Below are 23,592 nucleotides of genomic sequence, written 5' to 3'. Positions count from 1 at the left end.
GGACGCTCTTCGTGTAGGTGGTGACAAGCCGCTTCGACTTCGGGAGGACGCCATGACCCAGTACCTGATCAGCCTCTACCAGCCCGACGGCCCCGTCCCGCCGCCGGAGTTCCTGGAGCCGATCGCGCGCAAGATCCAGGCGCTCGACGACGAGATGAAGGCCGCGGGGGTCTGGGTCTTCGCCGGCGGTCTCCACCCGCCGACCACCGCGACCGTGCTGCGGGCCAAGGAGAACGGCGAGATCGCGATGACCGACGGCCCGTACGTCGAGGGCAAGGAGCATCTCGGCGGCTTCACCATCCTCGAAGCGCCGGATCTGGACGCCGCGCTCGAATGGGCCCGGCGGGTCACCGAGATCACCTACCTCCCGGTCGAGGTCCGGCCGTTCCAGGGCGACGAAGGTCCTTCGTGCGTGTGACCACCGAGGAAATCGGACGCGTCTTCACCGAGGAGTACGGCCGCGCCGTGGCCGTACTGGTCCGGGTCTTCGGCAGCATCGACATCGCCGAGGAAGCCGTCCAGGACGCTTTCGCCGAGGCGGTGGACCGCTGGCCGTCCAGCGGTCCACCGCCGAGCCCCGCGGGCTGGATCATCACGACCGCCCGCAACAAGGCCATCGACCGGTTGCGCCGGGAAGCCGCGCGCGACGACAAACACGCCCAGGCCGCGCTGATCAGCGCGGCCGACGAGCCGGTGGAGGAGGGTCCCGTGCGTGACGACCGGTTACGGCTGATCTTCACCTGCTGCCACCCCGCGCTGGCCGTCACCGCGCAGGTCGCGCTGACACTCAAACTGCTGGGCGGGCTGACCACCGGCGAGATCGCGCACGCGTTCTTCGTCCCCGAAACGACGATGGCGCAACGGCTGGTCCGGGCGAAGGGGAAGATCCGCGCCGCGAAGATCCCGTACCGCGTCCCGGACGACGCCGATCTGCCGGACCGGCTGAGGTCGGTGCTCGCCGTGATCTACCTCGTGTTCAACGAGGGGTACACGGCCACTTCGGGCGACCGGCTGGTCCGGGAGGACCTGTGCGCGGAGGCGATCCGGCTCGGCAGGCTGCTGACCGCGCTCATGCCCGACGAACCGGAGGCCACCGGGCTGCTGGCGCTGATGCTGCTCACCGAGTCGCGCCGCGCGGCCCGCACCGGGGCGGACGGCGAAGTCGTGCTGCTGGCGGAGCAGGACCGCTCACGGTGGGACCGCGAGCTGATCTCCGAAGGGCAGGCGCTGGTCCGTGCCTGCCTGCGGCGGAACCAGCCGGGGCCGTACCAGATCCAGGCGGCGATCAACGCCGTCCACAGCGACGCCGCCGACGCGGCGAGCACGGACTGGTCGCAGATCGTCCAGCTGTACGACCTGCTGCTGGCGGCGAATCCGACGCCGATCGTCGCGCTCAACCGGGCCGTCGCGGTCGCCGAAGTGGACGGCCCCGATACGGCCCTCGCCGTGATCGACGACCTCGGACTGGACGAATACCACCTGTACCACGCCATCCGCGCGGATCTGCTGCATCGCCTCGGCAGGCCGGAGGAGTCGGCGCGGGCCTACGAAGCGGCGATCCGACGGGCGGAGAACAGCGCCGAACGGCGGCTGCTGGAACGGAAGCTGGCCGCGGTCAGTCCGTGATCAGCCGTGCCGGGCCGGGTCCCTTGGCGGCGAGGACGTCACCGGGGTTCACCAGCACGCACTGCTCGAAGGACAGACAGCCGCAGCCGATGCATTCGGTGAACCGGTCCCGCATGCATTCCAGCTGCTCGATGCGCTTGTTCAGTTCGTCGCTCCAGCATTGGGAAGCCCGCTGCCAGAACGCCTGGTCCGGCGCGGCGCCCTCCGGCAGGAAATCGAGCACTCCGCCGATCACCTCCAGCGGGATGCCGAGGTGGTGCGACGCGCGGATGAACGCGACCAGGCGGAGCGTGCTGCGGGGGTAGCGGCGCTGGTTCCCGCTGGTCCGCCTGCTGCTGATGAGGCCTTGGCGTTCGTAGAAGCGCAGGGCGGAGGTGGCGACGCCGCTGCGCCGGGACAGCTCGCCGATGGTGAGTTCGGACGGCGGTTCGGACATGGTCACGATCCTAGCTTGACTTCAACCCTTGTTTAAGTTTCATGCTGGAGTCATGACAGCACAGGGGACCTCCGAAATGACCATCCACAAGGGACATTGGCCGACCCCGGACGGGGAGACGGTCGTGGTGGCACGGGAATGGCCGGACGCCGACGCGGCACGGGCGGCGTTCAAGAGCCACGAAGGACTCGTTTCCTTCACCGCGTACGAGGGCATCGATCACGACGGCGCCTTCACCTACGAGCAGTGGACCAGCGAAGACGCCATCCAGGGCCTGGACGGCGCGCCCGTGTTCCACCTCTACCGAGGCCACCGCGGCGAAGGAACGCCAGGCTGCCTCGTGATCGTCTCGGTCGAGTTCGAAGGACCCGACGAGCGGCGGCAACGTGACTGGATCGACCTCGTCTTCGAAGCGCTGGCATCCGAACCCGCGCGACCCCAAGGCGGGATCTCGGGGTTCTTCCACGTGAGCACCGACGGGACCCGCGTGCTGAACTACGCCGAATGGACCAGCGCCGAAGCCCACCTCGCCGCGCTCGCGGCACCCGGCGCCGACGGAATCGGGACGACGGACGCGTGGAAGAAGGTGCAGACCTACCCGGGGATGTCGGGCGGGTCGGTCAAACGGTACCGCCCGGTCTTCTCGGCGGTGGCGGCATGAAGCCGATCCTGGTCGCGGGCGCCACGGGCAACGTCGGCTCGCAAGTGGTCGCCCAGTTGCGAGCGCGAGAGGTCCCGGTCCGGCCGCTGAGCCGTAATCCGCCGACGGACGGCGTCCGCGGCGACCTGTCGAAACCGGAAACCATCGCGCCGGCGCTCGACGGCGTCGACACGGTGTTCCTGATGCTCGGCGGTCCCGCCGAGGCGCTGATGCCCACGGTGTCGCTGCTCGGAGAACGGGTGAAGCGCGTGGTGTTCCTTTCCTCGGGCGCCGTCGACGATTCACTGGCGGAGCAGGACAACGCCATCGGCGCCTGGCATCGCACCGTCGAGGAGGCGATCGAAGCCGCCGGCCTGGAATGGACTTTCCTGCGCCCGCACGGATTCGCGACCAACACCCTCGGCTGGGCGCCGTCGATCCGCGCGGACGGCGTCGTCCGCGGCGCGTACGGCGAGGCGTCGATGCCGCTGATCCACGAGAAGGACATCGCCGCGGTGGCCGTCGAGGCGCTGACCGGTGACGGACACGCTGGAGCGAAGTACGTGCTCACCGGCACACGCCCGATGACACAGGCAGAGCAGGTCCGGATCATCGGCGAGGCCGCCGGACGTCCGGCGCGCTGGGAGGAGATCCCGCTCGACGAAGCACGAGCCGACCTGCTCACCAAGATGCCGGACTTCGTCGTGGACACGATGCTGGGCGGCTTCCGCGGTCTGGTGACGAAACCGGGCGAAGTCACCTCCACCGTCCAGGACGTCACCGGCAGGCCGGGGCTGGACTTCGAGGTCTGGGCGGCCGAACACGCCGCCGCGTTCCGGTAAGCTCGGGTTCGTGTCGACACCGGTTCATGCCGCGGTGGTCCACTAGCCGCCGTTCCCGACCTTGTCCCCCGACGAGCCACGCCCGCGGGGTCTCTTCGCCGCGGGCGGATCCAGGAACGGAAATCATGAACCCCCTGTCCACAAAGGACGGTGGTCGGCGCTGGCTGACCACCGTCGGCACGAACATGCCCCGAACCGTCGTCGCGATCGACGATCGCGTCACCGCCGGCGAGGCGTTCCGGCTCGCCGTGTCCGGCACCGGTCTCGCCTGGCACGGCGACTTCCCCGGCGCGCGGAACCTTCTCGCCGCGATGTCCCGTCGCTGCGGCACCGCGGCCGGGAAACCCTTTCCGGAGCAGCGGAACCATCGGGCGCGCCGGGCGCGGATCCTCGGCAGGCTCCTGATCCCGCTGGACCCCGGCCACGTCCTGCCGCTGCGCCGCGGGCCGGACGTGCGTGCGGCCTGCACCGAGGTCTTCGGACCTTCCGACGTCGCCTCACTGGTGTCCTTGCGCGAGCTGCTCGGCGTCGTCGGCGCCCACGAATGGCGGGTGAAGGGCGTCGAAATCCCAGCGCTCGGCGCGAAAATCCATCCGCATCACGGGGTCTTCTCCCCGGTCCGCGGCGAGTACGTCGACCTGGTGGCGAGAACTCCCTTGCCTGCCAAGGAATTGGCGTTCGACATCGGCACTGGCACCGGCGTTCTCGCCGCGGTCCTCGCGTATCGAGGGGTCGAGCGCGTGGTGGCGACGGACAACGAGCCGCTCGCGCTCGCCTGCGCGCGGGACAACTTCGCGCGTCTCGGTCTCGGCGGGATCGAAACCCTTGAGGCGGACGTGTTCCCGCCGGGCCGCGCGCCGCTGGTCGTCTGCAATCCGCCGTGGCTGCCCGCCCGCGCGCACACCCCGCTCGAACGCGCCGTCTACGACCCGGGAAGCCGGATGCTCAAGGCGTTCCTCGACCGGCTGCCCCGGCACCTCGAACCCGGCGGGGAGGCGTGGCTGATCCTGTCCGACCTCGCCGAGCTGCTGGGCCTGCGCACACGCGACGAACTCCTCGACATGTTCGAGCGGTCCGGCCTCGAAGTCCGGAGCCGGGAGGACATCCGGCCGAGGCATCCGCGAGCCAACGCGCAGGAGATCACGACGCTGTGGCAACTCACAACCCGAGCAACACCCGTGCCTGACTGATGAACACGCGGGCGGCGGGGCTGACCGGCCCCTCCGTCCGCCAGGCCAGCGCCAGTTTCGCCCGCAGCCCGGCGGGCCGCGTGATCTCCATGGCGTGCAGTTCCGTGTAGTGCGTCGCCAGCGACATCGGCACCACGGCGACGCCGAGCCCGCGACCGACCAGTTCGGCGACGACGTTCGGATCGCCCGCCTCCAGGGTCACCCTCGGCTGGGCACCGTCGGCGAGGAACGCCGCGTCGACGATCGCGCGCATGCCGGTGCCCTTCGGCAGGCTCACCAGAGACCGGCTTTCCAGCTCCGTCAGCGTGATCGTGGCCTGGCCGGCGAGCGGATCCTCCGGCCCGGAGACGGCGACGAGCGGCTCGTCGAGGACGACCTCCAGGCCGATCCCCGGCGGCGGTTCGCCGGAGACCCCGATCAGCGCGACGTCGAACCGGCCGTCGGCGACGCCCGCGAGCAGGACGTCGGAGGTCGCCTCGGCGAGCGTGATGTCGACCGCCGGGTGCCGTTCGTGGAAACGCGCGAGCAGATCCGGCAGGTTGACCGGGCCACGCGAGGACACCATGCCCATCGCGACCTGGCCGCGGACCAGCCCGGTGAGATCGTCGACCGCCTGCCGCACCCCGGCGACGGCGGCGAGCGCGGCCCTCGCGTGCGGGAGCGCGGCGGCGCCGACCTCGGTCAGCCGGACCGCCCTGGCCGACCGGTCGAGCAACGGCTGCCCGAGTTCGCGTTCGAGGCGGCGGATCTGGGCGCTGACGCCGGGCTGCGCGACGTGCAGCCGCTCGGCGGCGCGGGTGAAGTTCGCTTCCTCGGCCACCGCGACGAAGTATTCGAGCTGACGCAGTTCCATAACCGATGATTCTAGTTGCCAGACAAACCAGATCTTGGACTTCTGGTCGAATCGGGCTCACGCTGGTGACATGACCACGATGCTCCGCTCCGGCGACCCGGATTACGACAACGAACTCGCCGGTTTCCAGACCGCAGTGCCCCGCCGTCCCGACGTCATCGTGCCCGCCGCGTCGGCCGCCGACGTCGTCGAGGCCGTCCGTCACGCCGCCGAGCACGACCTCCCCATCGCCGTCCACTCGACGGGGCACGGCGTGGGCGTCCCCTTCGTGGGCGGCGTCCTCGTCACCACCCACCGGATGACCGGGATCCGGATCGAAGACGGCGTCGCACGCGTCGAAGCGGGCGTGCGCTGGGGTGCGGTCATCGAAGCGGCCGCGGAACACGGGCTCGCGCCGCTGAGCGGCTCCTTCCCCGGCGTCGGCGTCGTCGGCTACACCCTCGGCGGCGGGTTCAGCCTGCTCGGCCGCAAGTACGGCCTGGCCGCCGACCAGGTGACCGCGATCGAGGTCGTGACCGCCGACGGTGAACTCCGCCGCGCCACCCCGGACACCGAAAGCGACCTGTTCTGGGCGCTGCGCGGCGGCCGGGACAACTTCGGGATCGTCACCGCGCTGGAGTTCCGCCTGGTCCCGGTCACCCGGCTGTACGGCGGCAGCCTGCAGTTCGGCACCGAATCGCTGTCCGCGGTGCTCCGCGCCTGGCGCGACTGGGCCGCGGAGATGCCGCGCGAGATGACGTCGTCGCTGGGCATGGTCCCGATGCCGGATCTGCCGATGGTGCCCGAACCACTGCGCGGGCAACACGTCGCGCAGATCCGGGTCGCCTATCTCGGTGACGCCGCCGAGGGCGAGCGCCTCGTCGCCCCGCTGCGCGCCGCCGCGCCCGTCCTGGGTGACACGCTCGCCGAGCTCCCGTTCACCGAATCGGGCAAGATCGCGAACGAGCCGCCCTTCCCGCACGGCTACCGCGCCGACAACGCCACCGTGTCCGAACTCAACGACACGATGCTCGACGCGATCCTCGAACACGCCGGCCCGGGCACCCCGGTGCCGACCGTCGTCCTGCTGGACCTCCTCGGCGGCGCGCTGTCCGACGCGCCCGAGCACCCCGGCGTCGGCTGGGACCGTGAAGCGAGCTTCACCGTCCGGGCGCTGTCCGTGGTGGACGACGCTTCGATCGCCGAGATCCGGAGCGCGCACGCGAAGCTGTTCGACGCGCTGAAGCCCTGGTCGACCGGCAAACTGCTGACCTTCGTCTACGGCGAGAGCGGCGCGGGCGAGGAAGCGTCCAAGGTGTACTCCCCGGCCGATCTGCGGCGGCTCGCCGCGGTCAAGGCGGCCGTCGACCCGGCGAACCGGTTCCGGCTGACGCATAACGTCGAACCCGCGCGTGACGCTGGGTGATCCTGGGAAATCGCAGGTAGGAGGCCTCGGCACGGGGCGAAGGCGCGGAGAACGGCACCCGTATACTTCCGGGCCGACACGCCATTAGGGGGCACTGTGCGCACTTTGGACCATGACGAGTTCCTCGCCATGCGCCGGTTCCCCGCCCTCGACGGCCTGCGGGCGATCGCGGCGACCATCGTGATCTTCTTCCACTTCGCGGGTCCGAAGTGGAACTGGCTGTCCGGCTGGGTCGGTGTCTACATCTTCTTCGTGCTGTCCGGGTTCCTGATCACGACGCTGCTGCTGCGTGAACAGGACCGGACCGGCCGGATCTCGCTTTCGGCCTTCTACCTGCGGCGCGTGTTCCGGATCCTGCCGCCGTACCTGGCGATCCTCGGCGGGATCATCGTGTTCGTGTGGCTACGCGGGGAGTTCTACAGCCGTGACTTCCCGCACGCGCTGAAGTACTACCTGACCTTCTTCAACGAATTCCTGCCCGGCAGCGACTCCCCCACGGGCGGCCAGGACAACTTCTTCAGCGGCTCCTGGACGCTGGGCATCGAGGAGAAGTTCTACCTGGTCTGGCCGTTCCTGCTGGTGGTCGCGGGCGCGGTCGGGCTGGCCGCGGCGTGGCGCAAGCTCGCGCTGGCTTTCGCCGCGTTCGCCCTGATGGCCGGGCTGGTGGGAGTCACCGGCGGCTGGGTCCCCGGGCCGAACGCGCCGATCTACGAGTCGACCGTGCACTACGCGATCCTGCTGATCGGCTGCGTGCTGGCGGTCGCGATGCACTACCGCCGGTCCTACGCGGTGGTCAAACCGCTGACCCATCCGCTCGCGGCGATCCCGGTGTTCGGCGCGTTCGCCGTGCTGCACGTCAACATGGAAAGCCTGTGGCGGGAGTCCGGCAGCAACCTCGGGCTCCTGATCGCCTACGGCGTTCTTTCCGCGCTGTTGCTGGTCGTGCTCGTGTCTCCGGGACCGCTGCGGTGGCTGCTGGCCACGAAGGTGATGCGGTTCGTCGGTGAGCGGTCGTACTCGCTCTACCTGCTGCAGGGCCCGGTGCACTTCGTGGTGGTGCAGGCGATCCCGCCGCTGGGCCAGCACCGGATGATCAGCGCGCTGGCCGTGTTCGCGGTCGGGCTCGCGATCGCGGACCTGATCCACCGCTGGGTCGAGCAGCCGATGATCCTCACCGGCAAGAAGCTGATCGCGCGCCGCCAGGAGAACAAGGCACTGCGTGCGGCCGAAGCCGAACTCAAGCGCCCGGAAGCCGTCGAAGCCCCCAGCGGCGCGCGCTGACCCTTCCGCGTTTCGTCCTCTGGATGCGGTCCTTGCGCGTGCAACTACCGCATCCAGAGGACTGGATGCGGGTGCGTCAGCGCGAGATGGTGACGATCGGGATCACCCGATCGGTCTTCTTCTCGTAGTCGGCGAAGCCCGGCATCAAGCTGACCATCTTCGCGTACAGCCGGTCACGCTCGGCGCGGTCTTCGAGCACGACGGTCGCGGTCGCGTCGAACTTCTCCGTGCCGACCTCGATGGTGACCTTCGGGTTCGCGACGATGTTGTGGTACCAGGCCGGGTTCTTGTCCGACCCGGCGTACGACGCGGCGACGACGTACTTGCCGTCTTCCTCCGCGTACGCGAGCGGCGACGTGCGAGGCTCGCCGCTCTTCGCCCCGGTGGTGGTGAGGAGCAACAGCGAGCCACCCTCGAACGGGCCGCCCACCTTCCCCTCGTTCTCGCGGAACTCCTTGATGATGTTCTTGTTCCAGTCGAGCGCTTCGGACAACTTTTCCTCCAGTATCGATCTTCTCGATACCGAGGCTACTCAGCCTTCACGGGCCTTGCGACGCTGTTCTTCGGCGCGCTCCCGGCACTTGCGCAGGAATTCTTCGTCGTCCGCGGCGCTCGTCGCGGCGAAGCGGCCCGGCCGGTCGTACTCCGGGAACGACGGCGTCTCCCGTTCGTAGCGGCCGCGCGGGGCGCGGGCGGCGTGCTGCGGGCGACCGGCGACCAGCCAGACGATCGAGCCGATCAGCGGGACGAGCAGCACCAGCAGCAGCCACATCCCCTTGGGCATGTTCCGGCACGATCCCTCGTCCGTGGTGATCACGTCGACGATGCAGAAGATCCACAGACCGAGCGTGAGAACGCCGAACAAACCATTGAAATACAGCATCGAAAGACTCCCCAGTTCCAGATGACCGGGGTAAGTATTAGCACAGGAGGGCGTCGAGAATTCCCGCGGCCACTCGCCGCGCCTGCGCTTCCCCGGGGCACCGCTTGGGTCCTGCTCCGAACGGACGTGTCGCCAGGTCCACCTCGACCACTTCGCCGCCGACCCACCGCCGGGTGACGCGGACCGGCGGATCCTCACGCAGGATCCGGTCGAGCAGATCCTCGACGTCCTCGCCGGGCAGGCGGGCGGCCAGCGCCTTGCCGAGCAGCCTGGCCGTCGCGTCACAGGCCTGCACCAAGAGCCCGATCCGCGCGGCCGTCCGCTCGTCGGCGTCACCGCAGGTTTCGACCAGCCGCCGCATGGCCTCCTCGGCGCCGGCCCCGATCTCCGTGTGCGGATGGTAAGCGCCGGAAACCTCCACGATGTCGCGGGAAACGTCCGGCAGCCCGAGGTCCGCGGCCAGCACGGCCACCGGCACCGTCCACAAGGTCCGCTCCACCGGCTCGTCCCGCGTTTCCCTGGCGAGCGCGAAAGCCTTGTCCCGCAGCGATCCCATCGGCGCGAGCTCGGCGAGCACCAGCGCCCGCCGTCGCGGGTGGTCCTCCGGGCGGCTGAACCGGGCGACGTTCGCCCGGAGCCACCGGACGCCTCCCGGTTCGACGTCCTGGGGCACCGGCGGGACGGGGGCTTCGATCAGTGGATCGTCCATACCGTGACGCTAAGTGCGGAACGCTTCGGTCACGGCCGAAACATGAGCACAGCGTCGTTGTTATGGTGACCGGGTGACGGCCGTGTCGGAGGCAACCGAAGTCGACGGCGCGGGGCGGACGGCGCAACCGCGCCAGCTCATCGTGACCGTGTACGGCCTCTACTCACGAGGTGAGGGCGGCTGGCTCTCCGTCCGCTCCCTGATCGACCTGCTGGCAGGCGTGGACGTCGAGGAACCGGCCGTCCGGTCGTCGATCTCCCGGCTGAAGCGGCGCGGGATCCTTTCCGCGGTACGCCGGGGCGGGGCCGCGGGTTACGAACTTTCCGAAACCGCGCTGGCGATCCTGCGGGAGGGCGACGAGCGGATCTTCCGCCGCGAACGCGCCACCCCCGGCGACGGCTGGCTGCTCGCGGTGTTCTCCGTCCCGGAAGCCGAACGGCACAAAAGGCATGTTCTTCGCACGCAGCTCGCCCGGCTCGGTTTCGGGACGGCGTCGTCCGGGGTCTGGATCGCGCCCGCGCATCTGCGGGACGCGACGTCCGACATGCTCCGGCGGCTCGAACTCGAGGGTTACGCCGATCTCTTCCACGCCGAGCACCTCGCGTTCGGCGACGTGCGGGAGAAGATCCGCGACTGGTGGGACCTCGATCAGCTCGAGTCGCTGTACACCGCCTTCCTCGACGAGCACGCGGCCGCGCTCCGGCGGTGGCAGCGGCGCAAGACCACGGACGAGGCCGAAGCGTTCGCCGACTACGTCCGGGTGCTGACCGACTGGCGGCGGCTGCCCTACCTCGACCCCGGTCTGCCCGCCGAACTGCTGCCATCGGGCTGGGCGGGGATCCGGGCGGCGGACCTGTTCTTCACGCTGCACGCGCGGCTGGGCGAAGCCGCGGCCGCGCACGTCTCACGCACACTGCCCTAGACCACCGCGAAGCCCTGCACCTCCACCAGCGCCTCGACGTCCCAAAGACGGCTGACGCCGATCCCCGCCATCGCGGGGTACTCGCTCCCGGCCAGCCGTTTCCACACCGCGCCGATCTCGCGCGCGTGGGCGCGGTAGTCGTCCATGTCGACGATGTAGATGGTCACGCTGCACAGGTCCGACGGTTGTCCGCCCGCCGCGCGCAACGCGGTGAGCAGGTTGGACAGCGCGCGTTCGAACTGCTCGACCACCCCGTCCCCGACGATGCGGTTCTCCTCGTCCAACGCCGTCTGACCGGCGAGGAAGACGAATCTCCCGGTCGCGGCGACCGCGTGCGAGAAGCCGGAAGGGCGACCGAGCTCGGGCGGGTTGATGCGCTCCATACGGGTCACCATATCCCGTATCGTTGACGGTCGTACATACCGCGACATACCCTGGGCGACGTGCGTATCGCGGTGTTAGGCGGCGGCCCGGCGGGGCTCTACTTCGCCACGCTGGCGAAACAGCTCCATCCCGATCACGAGATCACCGTCTGGGAGCGCAACGCGCCCGACGACACCTTCGGGTTCGGGGTGGTGTTCTCCGACGAGACGCTCGGCGGGATCGAACACGCCGATCCGGTGATCCACGCCGCCATGCGCCGCGAGTTCGCGCGCTGGGACGACATCGACGTCCACTTCCGCGGCACGGTGCACACCTCCGGCGGGCACGGGTTCGCCGCGATGAGCCGCAAACGGCTGCTCGGCATCCTGCAGGAACGCTGCGCGGAACTCGGCGTCGACGTCCGTTTCCGCACCGAGGCGCCGAGCGCGGCCGCGGCGAGCGCCGAGTACGACCTCGTCGTCGCGGCGGACGGCGTCAACTCCCCGACCCGCAACGCGCTCGCCGAGAGCTTCCGGCCGAGCCTCCAGACCCGGCGCTGCAAGTACATCTGGCTCGGCACGGATCTCGTGTTCGACGCCTTCAAGTTCTACGTGCTGGAAACCCCGCACGGGATCATGCAGATCCACGGCTATCCGTACAGCGACACCGCGAGCACGTTCATCCTCGAACTGCACGAGGACGTCTGGGAGCGCGCGTTCGGTGAGATCGCCGCGACCTCGCTGGCGCCGGGCGAGAGCGACGAGAAGTCCATCGAGGTCATCCGTGACCTGTGCGCGGACGTCCTCGGCGACCACCAGGTGTTCGCCAACAACTCGAAGTGGACCGCGTTCGCCACCGTGCGCTGCGCGAGCTGGCGGCACGAGAACGTCGTCCTCCTCGGTGACGCCGCGCACACGGCACATTTCTCCATCGGCTCCGGCACGAAACTCGCCATGGAGGACGCGCTCGCACTCGCCGCCTGCCTGCACGAACAGGCCGATCTCTACAGTGCACTCGAAGCCTACGAAGCCGAGCGCCGCCCGGTCGTCAACTCCACTCAGCGTGCCGCACAGGCGAGCCTGGAGTGGTTCGAGAACATGGGCCAGTACACCCACCAGGATCCGGCGCAGTTCGCGTTCAACATCCTCACCCGCAGCCGTCGCGTCACCTACGACAACCTCCGGCTGCGCGATCCCGAGTTCGCCGCGGAACTGGACACCTGGTTCGCGTCCACTTTGGACTCCGACGTCCGGCCACCGATGTTCCAGCCGTTCCGCATCGGGAGCCTCGACCTGCCGAACCGTGTCGTCGTCTCGCCGATGGACATGTACTCCTCCGAAGACGGCGTCCCGACCGATTTCCACTTGGTGCACCTGGGAAGCAAAGCGCTCGGCGGCGCCGGGCTGGTCATGACGGAGATGGTTTGCGTCTCCGAGACCGGCCGGATCACCCCGGGCTGCGGCGGCCTCTACACCGAAGAACAAGAGCAAGCGTGGAAACGGGTCGCCGACTTCGTCCACGGCCACACCCCCGCGCGCATCGGTGTCCAGCTGGGGCATTCGGGACGCAAGGGCTCCACGAAACTGATGTGGGACGGCATCGACCAGCCGCTCCCCGAAGGCAACTGGGAGATCTGCGCCCCGTCCGCGATACCGTACAGCGAAGCGAATCAGACCCCGCGCGAACTCACGATCACTGAACTACAAGAGATCCGCGACCAGTTCGCCCAGTCCGCCCGAGCCGCCGCGCGGGCAGGGTTCGACCTCCTCGAACTCCACTGCGCGCACGGCTACCTGCTGTCGTCGTTCCTGTCCCCGCTGACCAACCGGCGCACCGACGAGTACGGCGGCTCGCTGGAGAACAGGCTGCGGTTCCCCCTCGAAGTCTTCGACGCCGTCCGCGCGGCCTGGCCCGCCGAGCGGCCGATGACGGTCCGCATCTCCGCGACCGACTGGTACGACGGTGGGATCGACGTCGACGACGCCGTCGAGATCGCCCGCGCGTTCGCCGAGCACGGCGTGGACGGCATCGACGTGTCGACCGGTCAGGTCGTCAGCGAGGAGAAGCCCGCGTACGGCCGCAGTTACCAGACGCCGTACGCGGACCGCATCCGCAACGAGATCGGGCGCGAGTACGACATCGCGGTGATCGCCGTCGGCGCGATCTCCTCCTACGACGACGTCAACTCGCTGATCCTGGCGGGCCGCGCCGATCTGTGCGCGCTCGGCAGGACCCACCTTTACGATCCACAGTGGACACTGCACGCCGCCGCCGACCAGGGTTATCCGATGCCGTGGCCGAAGCAGTTCGCGGCGGGCAGCCGGAAACCGCAGGGCGGCCGCACCGACGGGCCGAAACCACGGCTGGAACTGCTGCGTTCCGGCGAAACCGGCACCGCGCACGCCCGCTGGCGACCTGGGAGCGACCGATGACCGCCTTCGCACTGAGCCCCGAACAGCAGGCCTTCGCCGACGAGGTCCGGCGGCTGGGTGCCGAGAAGCTCCGCCCACTGGCCGAATCCGGCACCGAAGGCGCGGTGAACCGGCCCCTGCTCAAGGAAATGGGCGCGCTCGGCCTGCTCGCCCGGCTCTTCCCCGGCGTCGACGGCGGCAGCCCGAGCCGGGAAGCCGCCGCGACGGATCTCTGCATCCTGCGGGAATCCCTGTCCAGCCAGAGCACCGAAGCCGAGACGGCGTTGGCGCTCCAGGGTTTGGGCACTTATCCGGTGTTGCAGTCCGGGCAAGATTCGCAAGTCTCGAAATGGGTGCCCGCCGTGGCCGCGGGTGACGCCGTCGCCGCTTTCGCGCTCACCGAGCCGAACGCGGGCTCGGACGCGGCGGCACTGGAGCTCGCCGCCGAACCCGACGGCGACGGCTGGCGTCTCACCGGCGAGAAGATGTGGATCTCCAACGCCCCCGAGGCCGATTTCTACAGCGTTTTCGCCCGCACCACCCCGAAAGCGGGCTCGCGTGGGGTGTCCGCGTTCGTCGTTCCCGCCGACCGCGCCGGGTTGTCGGGCGAGCACCTCGACCTCGTCAGCCCGCATCCCATCGGCACCCTGGTCTTCGACGGCGTCCGCGTGGAACGGGACGAGCTGCTCGGTGAACAGGACCGCGGCTTCGGCGTGGCGATGCGGACCCTGGACCTGTTCCGGCCGAGTGTCGGCGCGTTCGCCGTCGGGATGGCGCAGGCCGCGCTCGACGCCGCCGTCGCCCACGCCCAGAGCCGTGTCGCTTTCGGCGGGCCGTTGCTGAAGCAGCAGACCGTCGCGCACACCCTGGCCGAAATGGCGACCCGCACCGAGGCGTCGCGCCTGCTCGTCTACGCCGCCGCGGCCGCGTACGACGCGGGCGAGCGGAACCTCGCGGGCCGCGCCGCGATGGCGAAACTGTTCGCCACCGAGACCGCGCAGTACGTCGTCGACTCGGCCGTGCAGATCCACGGCGCGCGGGCGCTGCGGCGAGGGCATCTGCTCGAACACCTCTACCGCGAGGTCCGCGCGCCGCGGATCTACGAAGGCGCGTCCGAAGTGCAGCGGACGATCATCGCGCGATCGCTGACTTCTTCTTGACCGGGCGGCGGTCGAGGTACCACTGCGTCGCGAGGATGACCAGCGTCGGGCTCAGCCACGCCGTGATCGCGGCGACCGATTGGGTCAAGGCGATCTCGCTGCCGCCGAAGGTGGTCTCCAGCTGCGGTTGCAGCGTGATCAGCGCGATCGGCCCGACCACCCGGCTGACGATGATCGACATGGTCAGCGCGAAACTGCGGATCATCCAGCGGCGGTGATCGCCGAACCGGCGCTGCCTCGCCGCGCGCCAGCCGGCGAACGTGCACGCCAGCCACAGCACGCCGGCCACGACGTTGGCCACCCGCGTCGCCGGGCCGAACGGGCTCATCGCGCCGACGGTCAGCGCCAGCAGACCGGCCGGGAGCACCCCGGCGAAGACGTACACCCGGCCGATCTTCCGGTGCACCGCCGGATACTTCGCGCGGAACCACGGCCAGATCTGCAACAGCGCGCCGACCATCGCGATCGAGCCGAACAGCACGTGCGCCGAGAGGAACCAGTAGTGCGAGGTGAACCCCGGCGGCTGCGGCACCCTCGACTGCGACGGGTCCAACGACAGATACGGCGGCATCGAAAAGGCCAGGAACACCACGACGACGGCCGCCATCGGGCCGACCCACGGCCTTCGCCACCACGTTTTTCGTGGCGCCGACTCCGGCCGGTCACGTCGTTCGAGCCTGACGGTCATCACAATCCCCCGCGTTTCCGGTAGCGGCAACAACTTTCCGCTGCCGAACCTAGGACGCGGGACCACCGGGAAGAATGGAGCGGACCGCCGGTTCGATGGTGGAGCAGGCCCTACCGCCGTCCGCCGCGCACCCGCTCGACGATGTCGCGGTACACCAGCCCGCTCTGTTTGATCGTCCGTGCCTGCGTCTCCCGGTCGACCCGCACGAGACCGAGCCGTTTCGCGTAGCCGTACGCCCATTCGAAACTGTCCAAAAAGGACCAGGCGAAATAGCCGCGGACGTCCGCACCCGCCCGCCGCGCGGCGGCCGTGGCGGCGATGTGCGCGGACAGGTATCCGGCACGGTCTTCGTCGCGGACGAAGCCGTTCTCGTCGGGGACGTCGGCGAACGCGGCGCCGTTCTCGGTGACGTAAAGCGGCAGCCCCGGATAGTCGCGGCTGATCCGGACGAGCAGTTCGGTGAGCTTGTGCGGCAGGATCTCCCAGCCCAGCACCGTCGACGGCGCCCCGAACGGGACCTTGCGGAACGCGGGCATCCCGAAGTGCTCCACGGCGTTCCCGTTCTCCTCCACTCCGGAGTACCGCGTCCCGAAGTAGTAGTCGACGCCGAGGAAATCGAGCGGGGCCGCGATGATCGACGGATCCCAGGGCTCCGACGGCAGGCGGATGCCGTGGCGCGCGAGGGTCTCCAGCACGTCTTCCGGGTACCGGCCGTGGACGAGCGCGTCGAGGTAGAACCTCGTCCCGAGCCCGTCCTCGAAGCGGGCGGCGGCCCGGTCGGCCTCGCTCGGCGTGGCCGGGTCGGCGGTGCTCAGGTTGAGCGTGATGCCGAACTCGGTCCCGGGCGGCGCGAGCTCCCGCATCCGCCGCACGGCGAGGCCGTGGCCGAGCAGCAGGTGATGCGCCGCGGCCATCCCCGCCTCCGGGTCCCGGCGGCCGGGCGCCATCACCCCGTGGACGTAACCGTGCATGGCCGTGCACCACGGTTCGCTCAGCGTGGTCCAGTGGCGGACCCGGTCGCTCAACCGCTCGAACACGAGCATCGCGTAGTCGGCGAACCGGACGGCGGTGTCGCGCGCGGGCCAGCCGCCCGCGTCTTCGAGGTGCTGCGGCAGATCCCAGTGGTACAGCGTCAGCCAGGGATCGATGCCGTTGTTGAGCAGTTCGTCGGCCAGCCGGTCGTAGAAGGCGATGCCTGCCGGGTTCACGCCGCCGCGTCCACGCGGCTGCACGCGGGGCCAGGAAACGGAGAAGCGGTAGGTGTCGACGCCGAGTTCCTTGAGCAGCGCGACGTCCGCGGGCATGCGGTGGTAGTGGTCGCAGGCGACCTCGCCGGTGTCCCCGTTGTCGACCGACCACGGGGACCGGGCCCAGGTGTCCCAAATGGACGGTGTTCTTCCGTCTTCGGCGACCGCGCCTTCGACCTGGTACGCCGAACTGCCGACACCCCACCGGAAGTCCGGCGGCAAGGTGCCGATGAGCTCGTCGTCCCCCGTCATGGCCCCTCTTCCCGCCTTATTTCACCAGTTGATACATGGCGGAGGATAAGGTCGTGGGGCATCCTGGAAAGGTCCGCCGCCACAAGATGGGTATCCGCATGCCTGCCAAGCGCACCACCGTCCGTGACCTGCGGCGGCACAACCGTTCCCTCCTGTTGTCGAAACTCTACTTCGACGGCCCGCTCAGCCGCCACGAATTGAGCGGTCTGACCGGATTGAGCGCCGCGACCGTCAGCAACGTGACCGCCGAGCTCGGCGAAGAACGCCTCATCACCGAGGCCGGGCTGGTCGAGTCCGACGGCGGCAGGCCGCGCGTCCTGCTCCGCGTCGACCCGGCGTACGGGCATGTCGCGGGCGTCGACATCGGCGAGACGGGGGTGAAGGTCGAGCTGTTCGACCTCACCATGAACCGGCTCGCCACCGTCGAGCATCCCCTCGCCTCGCCCCGGCCGGACGCGGCCGCGGCGGTCACCCAGGTGGCCTCCGGGCTCCGGGAGGTGATCACGGAATCGGGTATCGACGAAGCGACCGTGCTCGGTGTCGGCGTCGGCGTCCCCGGCACCGTCCAGCAGGGTGAGGCGCTGCGCGTGCACGCGCCCACCATCGGCTGGAAGGAGGTCCCGCTCACCGGCCTCCTGCGCGCGGAAGGCGTCGAGCTGCCGCTGTTCGTGGACAACGGCGCGAAAACCCAGGGCCAGGGCGAAATGTGGTTCGGCGCCGGGCGCGGCGCACGGCACGCGGTGATCGCCCTGATCGGGTCCGGCGTCGGCGCGGCCGTGGTCGCCGACGGCGCCACCTACCGGGGCTCCACCAGCAGCGCCGGCGAATGGGGCCACACGACGATCGTCTACGGCGGGCAGGAATGCCGCTGCGGATCGCGCGGCTGCCTGGAGTCCTACGTCGGCGCGGAGGGCGTCCTCGCCCGCTATCGGAAGGCGCGCGGCGGAAAGACTTCGGACGAGGACGAGCAGACCCAGTTCGCCGCCCTGCTGGAGTCGGCGGGCAAGTCCAAAGCCGCGGCCAAGGTGCTGGAAGAGACCGCGGGCTATCTCGGCGCCGGGATCGGCAATCTGATCAACCTGTTCGACCCGGAACGGATCGTGCTGGGCGGGTGGGCCGGGCTGGCGCTCGGCGAGAAGTACCTGCCCGAGATCCGCCGGGTGGCGGGCGAGCACGCGCTGGCGCACGTGTTCGACCAGACCGAGATCGAGCTCGGACAGCTCGGCCCGGACGCCGTCGCCATAGGAGCCGCCACCCTCCCGGTCGCCGCCCTTCTGGAGCAGGGCGCGGACCCGCGGACGGCCGGGTCGAAGCGGGGCACGGCCGCCTGACCTTAATTCGAGCTCGAAAAATACATCTTGTCGCAGTGGTAGAGACCATGCATACTTTGTTGTCAGGCGCAACAAAGTGGTTCCGCCGCATGCCTTCTCCTCGGGTTCCCCACGGTCAGAGAGGCGACAACGATGTCCATCTCAGCTCGGTTCCGCTGGACGGCGCTCATCGCCGCCGGCGTCCTCCTCGGCTCGCTCCCCGCCACCGCACAAGCCCCGGCCTCCGAGGCCGCAGTCATGGCCGCGACCTTCACCGACGACTTCAACGGGCCCGCCGGCGCGGGTATCGACACCTCGAAGTGGCATTTCGAGACCGGCGACAACGTCAACAACCACGAGCGGCAGTGGTACACGTCCGGGACGAACAACGCGGCGCTCGACGGACAGGGCAACCTCGTCATCACCGCGAAGAAGGAGAACCCGGGCAACTACAACTGCTGGTACGGGCGCTGCGAATACACCTCGGCGCGACTGTCGACGCAGGGTCAGTTCACCCAGACCTACGGCCGGTTCGAAGCGCGCATGAAACTGCCGCGCGGGCAGGGGATGTGGCCCGCGTTCTGGATGCTCGGCGCCGACATCGGCAACGTCGGCTGGCCCAACAGCGGCGAGATCGACATCATGGAGAACGTCGGCTTCGAGCCGAACACGGTGCACGGCACCCTCCACGGCCCCGGCTACTCCGGCGCGGGCGGTATCGGCGCGGCCTACCACGGGCCGAACTTCTCCGACGACTTCCACACCTACGCCGTCGACTGGGCGCCGAACCAGATCAAGTGGTACGTGGACGGGAACCTTTACCAGACGCGCACTCCCGCCGACCTCAACGGCAATCGCTGGGTCTTCGACCACCCCTTCTACCTGATCCTGAACCTCGCCGTCGGCGGCTATTGGCCGGGTGACCCGAACTCCAGCACGGTCTTCCCGCAGCGTCTCGTCGTCGACTACGTGCACGTGAATTCCAGCGACACGGCCGGGAGGACCGGCCGGATCACCGGGATCGGCGGGAAATGCGTCGACGTCGCGGGCGCGAACACCGCCAACGGCACCCCGATCCAGATCACCGACTGCAACGGCAACGCCGCGCAGAACTGGACCGTCGGCGGCGACGGGACGATCCGCGCGCTCGGCAAGTGCATGGACGTCTCCGGCGGCGGGACCGCGGACGGCACAGCCGTGCAGCTGTGGGACTGCAACGGAACCGGCGCGCAGAAATGGGCGATCAGCGGCGCGCGCGACATCGTGAACCCGCAGGCGAACAAATGCCTGGACGCGACGGGGAACAGCTCCGCGAACGGGACGAGACTCCAGATCTGGACCTGCGGCGGTGGCGCGAACCAGAAGTGGACGACGCCGTGAAGCGGCTGCCGTTGCTCGGCGCCGCGGTGATCGCGGCGGCCACGCTCGTCGCGACCCCGGCACAGGCCGCCGGTGAGACCGTGAACATCTGGCTCACCACCACGAACGACTCGCGCGGGGTGAACGTCACGCGCGGGCTCCAGCGGCAGTCACCGGTCAATTTCGGCACGGGCACTGGAACCGGCCAGCAGACCATCACCGTCGACGAGAACACCACCTACCAGCAGTTCGAGGGCGCGGGCGCGTCGTTCACCGACACCGCGGCGTGGCTGATGAAGGGCAGCGGCGCGTTGTCGCAGGCGACCCGCGACGAGACGATGCGGAAGCTGTTCGATCCCGTTTCGGGGATCGGCGTCAACTTCATCCGCAACCCGCTCGGCTCCTCGGATCTGGCGCGGTTCAGCTACTCGTTCGACGACCTCCCCGCCGGGCAGACCGATCCGAGCCTGGCGAAGTTCTCGATCGGCCACGATCTCGACAGCATCCTGCCGCTGACCAAGCAGGCCCGGGAGATCAATCCGGCGACCAAGGTGATGGCTTCGCCGTGGAGCGCGCCGCCGTGGATGAAGGACAACGGCGACTTCAAGCTGGGCTGGCTGAAGGCCGAGTACTACCCGGTCTATGCGCAGTACTTCGTCAAGTACATCCAGGCGTACCAGGCGCAGGGCGTGCCGATCCATTACGTGTCGGTGCAGAACGAGCCGACCTGCTGCGCGAGCTATCCGTCGATGAACTGGAACGGCGCCGGTCTCCAGTACTTCACGAAGACCAACCTGCTTCCCGCCCTTCGCGGCGCTGGTCTGTCCACAAAGGTCCTCGCACTGGACTGGAACTGGGACAAGTACACGGAATTCGGCGCGCCGACAATGGACGACGCGGCGATCCGCACCGATCCGAACTTCGGCGGGATGGCCTGGCACGGCTACGGCGGCGACGTCGCCCAGCAGACCGCGGTGCACAACCAGTACCCGGACGTGCCCGCGTACAGCACGGAGCATTCCGGCGGGACGTGGGTGAGCCATCAGCAGGCCGAGGACATGGCGAACATCGTCGACTACACCAGGAACTGGAGCAAGAGCTTCATCAAGTGGAGCCTCGCGGTGGACCAGAACATGGGGCCGCACAACGGCGGCTGTGGCACGTGTACTGGCCTCATCACCGTCCACAATGGAGACGCACGGCACGGCCAGGTCGATTACACCGTCGAGTACTACACGATGGGTCACCTGACGAAGTTCGTGAAGCCGGGCGCGTACCGGATCTCGTCCAACGACAACTCCGCGGTGCGAAACGTCGCATGGAAGAACCCGGACGGGTCGAAGGCGCTGATCGCGTACAACACCAGTGGCGCGAGCCAGAACTTGCGCGTCAATTGGGGCGGGCAGTCCTTCGCGTACACGCTGCCCGCGTCGACGTCGGCGACGTTCACGTGGTCGGGGACGCAGTCGGGCGGCGGCGTCCGCACCGGCGCGATCACCGGGCTCGGCGGTAAATGCGTCGACGTCGCCGGGGCGAACAGTGCCAACGGGACGGCGGTGCAGCTCTACGACTGCAACGGCTCCGGCGCGCAGCAGTGGTCGTTCCAGGCGGACGGAACGGTGCGGGCGCTGGGCAAATGTCTCGACGTCACCGGGATGTCCACGGCGGACGGCGCGCAGGTGCAACTGTGGGACTGCGCGGGCGGACCGAATCAGCGCTGGGCGGCCAACGCCGCCCGCGACCTCGTGAACTCCGGTTCGGGTAAATGCCTGGACGCCACGGGAAACTCCTCGGCCAACGGCACCCGCCTCCAGATCTGGTCCTGTACCGGCGCCGCGAACCAGAAGTGGGTCACTCCCTAACCCCCTCGCGTTTCGTCCTCTGAATGCGGTAGTTCGCGATACGGACTACCGCGTTCAGAGGACGAAACGCGTCAGGGGGTGCGCTCGGCGTAGGCCTCGACGAGCTGGTTTTCGGCGTCGGTGAGGTATTGCGCGAGGAGCTTTTCGGCGCCGAGGCCGTCGCCGGCTTCGATGCGCTCGAGGATCTCCGCGTTGCGCTTGAGGTACGGCTCGTGGAAGCGTCGCGGGTCGGCCATCATGTGGAACACCAGCCGCAGCTCGGCGAGGATGCCGCGCATCAGCTCGTCGATCCGTTCGCTGCCGCTCAGCTCCGCGATCGCCGAATGGAACCGGATGTTCGCGGTGCCGAGGTCCTGCCAGCGCTCACTCCGCTCGGCCAGCCTGCCGTCCTCGACCAGGCGCGCGAGCTTCCCGAACGTCGGCGGCTTCTCCGTCACCGCCCGTACCGCGGAACACTCGACGACCTTGCGCACCTTGTAGAGGTCGACGACGTCCTCGACGGGCAGCACCCGCACGAAGACACCGCGGTTGAGCTCGTGGGTCAGCAGCCGTTCGTGCGTGAGCAGGCGGAACGCCTCGCGCAACGTGTTGCGGGAGACGCCGAGCGCCGAGCCGATGTCCTGCTCCGACAGCCGGACGCCGGGCAGGAAGAAGCCTTCCGCGATACGCGTCCGGAGGACGCTCGCGACCCGTTCGGCCGTGCTGGTGCGGCTGATCATGCCGCGATCCGCCTCGAGTCCTTCCACCGAAGCAGGACCACCCTCCGCGATCGTCACGTGACCGATCCTACCTAGGCACAAGAGGCTCAGCCAAGGATCCTCTTGTGGAATTGTTGAACAATACCTACAGTGGCTACCCATGTGACCCGTGCCACCCTGAGATTCACCCTCTGGAGGTGCCGATGAACGCGACAGCCACTACCGAAGACACCCGCCCCTTCGCCTGGTTCCGCACGCTCGGTTCGCGAGGCCGCCGGGCCTTCGTCGGCGCGTTCGGCGGATACGGGCTCGATTCGTTCGACTACCAGACCCTGCCGCTGGGCCTGGCCGCGATCACCGCCTACTACGGCCTCTCCGGCGGCGAGGCGGGCCTGCTCGGCACCACCACGCTGGTGGTTTCGGCGATCGGCGGGATCGGCGCGGGCATCCTGGCCGACCGCATCGGCCGGGTCCGCACGCTTCAGATCACCATCGCGATGTACACGATCTTCACCGTGCTCTGCGGGTTCGCGCCGAACTTCGAGACGCTCCTGGTCTTCCGCGCCCTGCAGGGCCTGGGCTTCGGTGGCGAATGGGCCGCCGGCGCCGCGCTCGTGGCGGAGTACTCCCAGGCGAAGTATCGCGGCCGCACGGTCGCCTTCGTGCAGAGTGCGTGGGCTGTCGGCTGGGCGCTCTCGGTCGTCGTCTACACCGTCGTCTTCAGTATCTGGAGCCCGGACATCGCGTGGCGAGTCATGTTCTGGACCGGCGTCATCCCGGCGCTGCTCGTGCTGTGGGTCCGCCGCAACGTCCAGGACGCGCCGGTCGCCGAAGCGGCCCGCGCCACGAAGAAGGAACGCGGTTCGCTGGCGGGCATCTTCAAGCCGGACCTGCTGCGCACGACGTTCTTCGCGGCGCTCCTCGCCACCGGTGTCCAGGGCGGCTACTACACGCTCGCGACCTGGCTGCCGAGCTACCTGAAGACCACCCGCGGCCTCACCGTCATCGGGACCGGCGGTTATCTCGCGTTCCTGATCTCCGGCGCCTTCATCGGATACGTCACCGGCGGCTATCTGACGGACCTCCTGGGCCGCAAAAAGACGTTCCTGCTGTTCTCGGTGCTGTCGGCGGGGCTCATCGTCGCCTACACGCAGATCCCGGCGGGCGCGAACACGCTCGTGCTGTTCCTCGGCTTCCCGCTCGGGTTCTCGATGTCCGCGATCTTCAGCGGGTTCGGCGCCTTCCTCGCCGAGCTGTACCCGTCGGCACTGCGCGGGACCGGGCAGGGCTTCACCTACAACCTCGGCCGGGCCATCGGCGCCACGTTCCCCGCCGTGGTCGGTTTCCTCGGCGCGGGCGGGGCGATGGTGTTCGGCGCGGTCGGCTACGGCATCGCCGTGCTGGCGCTGCTCGGGCTGCCCGAGACTCGCGGCCGCGAACTTCTGTGACCACAAT

General features: G+C 69.1%; 23 protein-coding genes. 14 read left to right on the top strand and 9 right to left on the bottom strand.

The annotated features are described in order from the left end of the window. Nucleotides 1-52 precede the first annotated feature (52 nt). Both ACZ3HL_RS08180 and ACZ3HL_RS08175 read left to right on the top strand, forming a co-directional pair. The gene (locus tag ACZ3HL_RS08180) at nucleotides 53-418 is read left to right on the top strand and encodes a YciI family protein (protein ID WP_465410923.1); all 366 of its coding nucleotides are present in this window, start codon (nucleotides 53-55) and stop codon (nucleotides 416-418) included. Next, nucleotides 409-1,626 (top strand): RNA polymerase sigma factor, encoded by a 1,218-nt coding sequence (locus ACZ3HL_RS08175; RefSeq protein ID WP_465529619.1) that lies wholly within the window; start codon nucleotides 409-411, stop codon nucleotides 1,624-1,626. The genes ACZ3HL_RS08180 and ACZ3HL_RS08175 overlap by 10 nt, the downstream gene beginning before the upstream one ends. Here ACZ3HL_RS08175 and soxR read toward each other — a convergent pair. Beyond that, on the bottom strand, nucleotides 1,616-2,062 hold the full coding sequence (gene soxR, locus ACZ3HL_RS08170; RefSeq protein WP_465410921.1) for a redox-sensitive transcriptional activator SoxR: 447 nt from the start codon (nucleotides 2,060-2,062) through the stop codon (nucleotides 1,616-1,618). The genes ACZ3HL_RS08175 and soxR overlap by 11 nt on opposite strands. Before the next feature lie 52 nt (nucleotides 2,063-2,114). On the opposite strand from soxR, the gene ACZ3HL_RS08165 reads away from it, so the two are divergent. From ACZ3HL_RS08165 to ACZ3HL_RS08155, 3 genes are all read left to right on the top strand, one after another. Beyond that, on the top strand, nucleotides 2,115-2,723 hold the full coding sequence (locus tag ACZ3HL_RS08165) for a hypothetical protein (RefSeq protein ID WP_465410920.1): 609 nt from the start codon (nucleotides 2,115-2,117) through the stop codon (nucleotides 2,721-2,723). After that, entirely contained in the window at nucleotides 2,720-3,544 is an 825-nt protein-coding gene (locus ACZ3HL_RS08160; protein WP_465529617.1) for an NAD(P)H-binding protein, read from the top strand. The genes ACZ3HL_RS08165 and ACZ3HL_RS08160 overlap by 4 nt, the downstream gene beginning before the upstream one ends. 125 nt (nucleotides 3,545-3,669) lie before the next feature. Beyond that, nucleotides 3,670-4,734: a methyltransferase gene (locus ACZ3HL_RS08155; protein ID WP_465529615.1), complete on the top strand. Its 1,065-nt coding sequence runs from the start codon at nucleotides 3,670-3,672 to the stop codon at nucleotides 4,732-4,734. Here the strand turns inward: ACZ3HL_RS08155 and ACZ3HL_RS08150 are convergent. Beyond that, nucleotides 4,703-5,587, bottom strand: a complete 885-nt coding sequence (locus ACZ3HL_RS08150) for a LysR family transcriptional regulator (RefSeq protein WP_465410917.1) — start codon at nucleotides 5,585-5,587, stop codon at nucleotides 4,703-4,705. The two genes, ACZ3HL_RS08155 and ACZ3HL_RS08150, sit on opposite strands and share 32 nt — an antisense overlap. Nucleotides 5,588-5,657: 70 nt before the next feature. Between ACZ3HL_RS08150 and ACZ3HL_RS08145 the strand changes: the two genes are divergently transcribed. Both ACZ3HL_RS08145 and ACZ3HL_RS08140 read left to right on the top strand, forming a co-directional pair. Then, nucleotides 5,658-6,992 (top strand): FAD-binding oxidoreductase, encoded by a 1,335-nt coding sequence (locus tag ACZ3HL_RS08145; RefSeq protein ID WP_465529613.1) that lies wholly within the window; start codon nucleotides 5,658-5,660, stop codon nucleotides 6,990-6,992. A 96-nt stretch (nucleotides 6,993-7,088) separates the two neighbouring features. Next, nucleotides 7,089-8,273 (top strand): acyltransferase family protein, encoded by a 1,185-nt coding sequence (locus ACZ3HL_RS08140; protein WP_465410915.1) that lies wholly within the window; start codon nucleotides 7,089-7,091, stop codon nucleotides 8,271-8,273. A gap of 76 nt (nucleotides 8,274-8,349) precedes the next feature. On the opposite strand, the gene ACZ3HL_RS08135 is transcribed toward ACZ3HL_RS08140, so the two are convergent. The 3 genes from ACZ3HL_RS08135 to ACZ3HL_RS08125 are packed head-to-tail and all read right to left on the bottom strand — an operon-like array spanning nucleotide 8,350 to nucleotide 9,865. Further along, entirely contained in the window at nucleotides 8,350-8,766 is a 417-nt protein-coding gene (locus ACZ3HL_RS08135; protein WP_465410914.1) for a nitroreductase family deazaflavin-dependent oxidoreductase, read from the bottom strand. A gap of 39 nt (nucleotides 8,767-8,805) precedes the next feature. Then, the gene (locus ACZ3HL_RS08130; protein WP_465529611.1) at nucleotides 8,806-9,156 is read right to left on the bottom strand and encodes a PLDc N-terminal domain-containing protein; all 351 of its coding nucleotides are present in this window, start codon (nucleotides 9,154-9,156) and stop codon (nucleotides 8,806-8,808) included. Nucleotides 9,157-9,193: 37 nt separating this feature from the next. After that, complete coding sequence (locus ACZ3HL_RS08125) at nucleotides 9,194-9,865, bottom strand: cytochrome P450 family protein (RefSeq protein WP_465529610.1); 672 nt, start codon at nucleotides 9,863-9,865, stop codon at nucleotides 9,194-9,196. Between the two features lie 73 nt (nucleotides 9,866-9,938). Here ACZ3HL_RS08125 and ACZ3HL_RS08120 point away from each other — a divergent pair, with 73 nt between their 5' ends. Beyond that, on the top strand, nucleotides 9,939-10,787 hold the full coding sequence (locus tag ACZ3HL_RS08120) for a PaaX family transcriptional regulator (protein ID WP_465529608.1): 849 nt from the start codon (nucleotides 9,939-9,941) through the stop codon (nucleotides 10,785-10,787). Here the strand turns inward: ACZ3HL_RS08120 and ACZ3HL_RS08115 are convergent. Beyond that, a complete protein-coding gene (locus ACZ3HL_RS08115) occupies nucleotides 10,784-11,182 on the bottom strand; it encodes a RidA family protein (protein WP_465410910.1) in 399 nt (132 codons plus the stop codon). The two genes, ACZ3HL_RS08120 and ACZ3HL_RS08115, sit on opposite strands and share 4 nt — an antisense overlap. A gap of 48 nt (nucleotides 11,183-11,230) precedes the next feature. Here ACZ3HL_RS08115 and ACZ3HL_RS08110 point away from each other — a divergent pair, with 48 nt between their 5' ends. Together ACZ3HL_RS08110 and ACZ3HL_RS08105 are read left to right on the top strand one after the other, a co-directional pair. Further along, nucleotides 11,231-13,582: a bifunctional salicylyl-CoA 5-hydroxylase/oxidoreductase gene (locus ACZ3HL_RS08110; protein ID WP_465529606.1), complete on the top strand. Its 2,352-nt coding sequence runs from the start codon at nucleotides 11,231-11,233 to the stop codon at nucleotides 13,580-13,582. Beyond that, on the top strand, nucleotides 13,579-14,721 hold the full coding sequence (locus tag ACZ3HL_RS08105; RefSeq protein ID WP_465529604.1) for an acyl-CoA dehydrogenase family protein: 1,143 nt from the start codon (nucleotides 13,579-13,581) through the stop codon (nucleotides 14,719-14,721). The genes ACZ3HL_RS08110 and ACZ3HL_RS08105 overlap by 4 nt, the downstream gene beginning before the upstream one ends. Here ACZ3HL_RS08105 and ACZ3HL_RS08100 read toward each other — a convergent pair. Both ACZ3HL_RS08100 and ACZ3HL_RS08095 read right to left on the bottom strand, forming a co-directional pair. Further along, complete coding sequence (locus tag ACZ3HL_RS08100) at nucleotides 14,693-15,328, bottom strand: DUF2306 domain-containing protein (RefSeq protein ID WP_465530011.1); 636 nt, start codon at nucleotides 15,326-15,328, stop codon at nucleotides 14,693-14,695. The genes ACZ3HL_RS08105 and ACZ3HL_RS08100 overlap by 29 nt on opposite strands. A 191-nt stretch (nucleotides 15,329-15,519) precedes the next feature. Further along, on the bottom strand, nucleotides 15,520-16,908 hold the full coding sequence (locus tag ACZ3HL_RS08095; protein ID WP_465529602.1) for a GH1 family beta-glucosidase: 1,389 nt from the start codon (nucleotides 16,906-16,908) through the stop codon (nucleotides 15,520-15,522). An 86-nt stretch (nucleotides 16,909-16,994) separates the two neighbouring features. Here ACZ3HL_RS08095 and ACZ3HL_RS08090 point away from each other — a divergent pair, with 86 nt between their 5' ends. The 3 genes from ACZ3HL_RS08090 (at nucleotide 16,995) to ACZ3HL_RS08080 (ending at nucleotide 21,439) form a co-directional block, all read left to right on the top strand. Then, nucleotides 16,995-18,239, top strand: a complete 1,245-nt coding sequence (locus ACZ3HL_RS08090; RefSeq protein WP_465530009.1) for an ROK family protein — start codon at nucleotides 16,995-16,997, stop codon at nucleotides 18,237-18,239. A 132-nt stretch (nucleotides 18,240-18,371) separates the two neighbouring features. Beyond that, on the top strand, nucleotides 18,372-19,598 hold the full coding sequence (locus tag ACZ3HL_RS08085; RefSeq protein WP_465529600.1) for a family 16 glycosylhydrolase: 1,227 nt from the start codon (nucleotides 18,372-18,374) through the stop codon (nucleotides 19,596-19,598). After that, nucleotides 19,502-21,439 (top strand): ricin-type beta-trefoil lectin domain protein, encoded by a 1,938-nt coding sequence (locus ACZ3HL_RS08080; protein WP_465529598.1) that lies wholly within the window; start codon nucleotides 19,502-19,504, stop codon nucleotides 21,437-21,439. Before ACZ3HL_RS08085 ends, ACZ3HL_RS08080 begins: the two co-directional genes overlap by 97 nt. Nucleotides 21,440-21,510: 71 nt before the next feature. Here the strand turns inward: ACZ3HL_RS08080 and ACZ3HL_RS08075 are convergent, their stop codons facing one another. Further along, nucleotides 21,511-22,158, bottom strand: coding sequence for a GntR family transcriptional regulator (locus ACZ3HL_RS08075; RefSeq protein WP_465411211.1), 648 nt, complete (start codon nucleotides 22,156-22,158; stop codon nucleotides 21,511-21,513). Between the two features lie 182 nt (nucleotides 22,159-22,340). Between ACZ3HL_RS08075 and ACZ3HL_RS08070 the strand changes: the two genes are divergently transcribed. Further along, entirely contained in the window at nucleotides 22,341-23,585 is a 1,245-nt protein-coding gene (locus ACZ3HL_RS08070) for an MFS transporter (RefSeq protein WP_465430328.1), read from the top strand. Nucleotides 23,586-23,592: the final 7 nt, after the last annotated feature.

The organism is Amycolatopsis sp. NPDC000009 (genome assembly GCF_055563465.1).
This window is presented reverse-complemented; position numbering and strand designations above follow the sequence as displayed.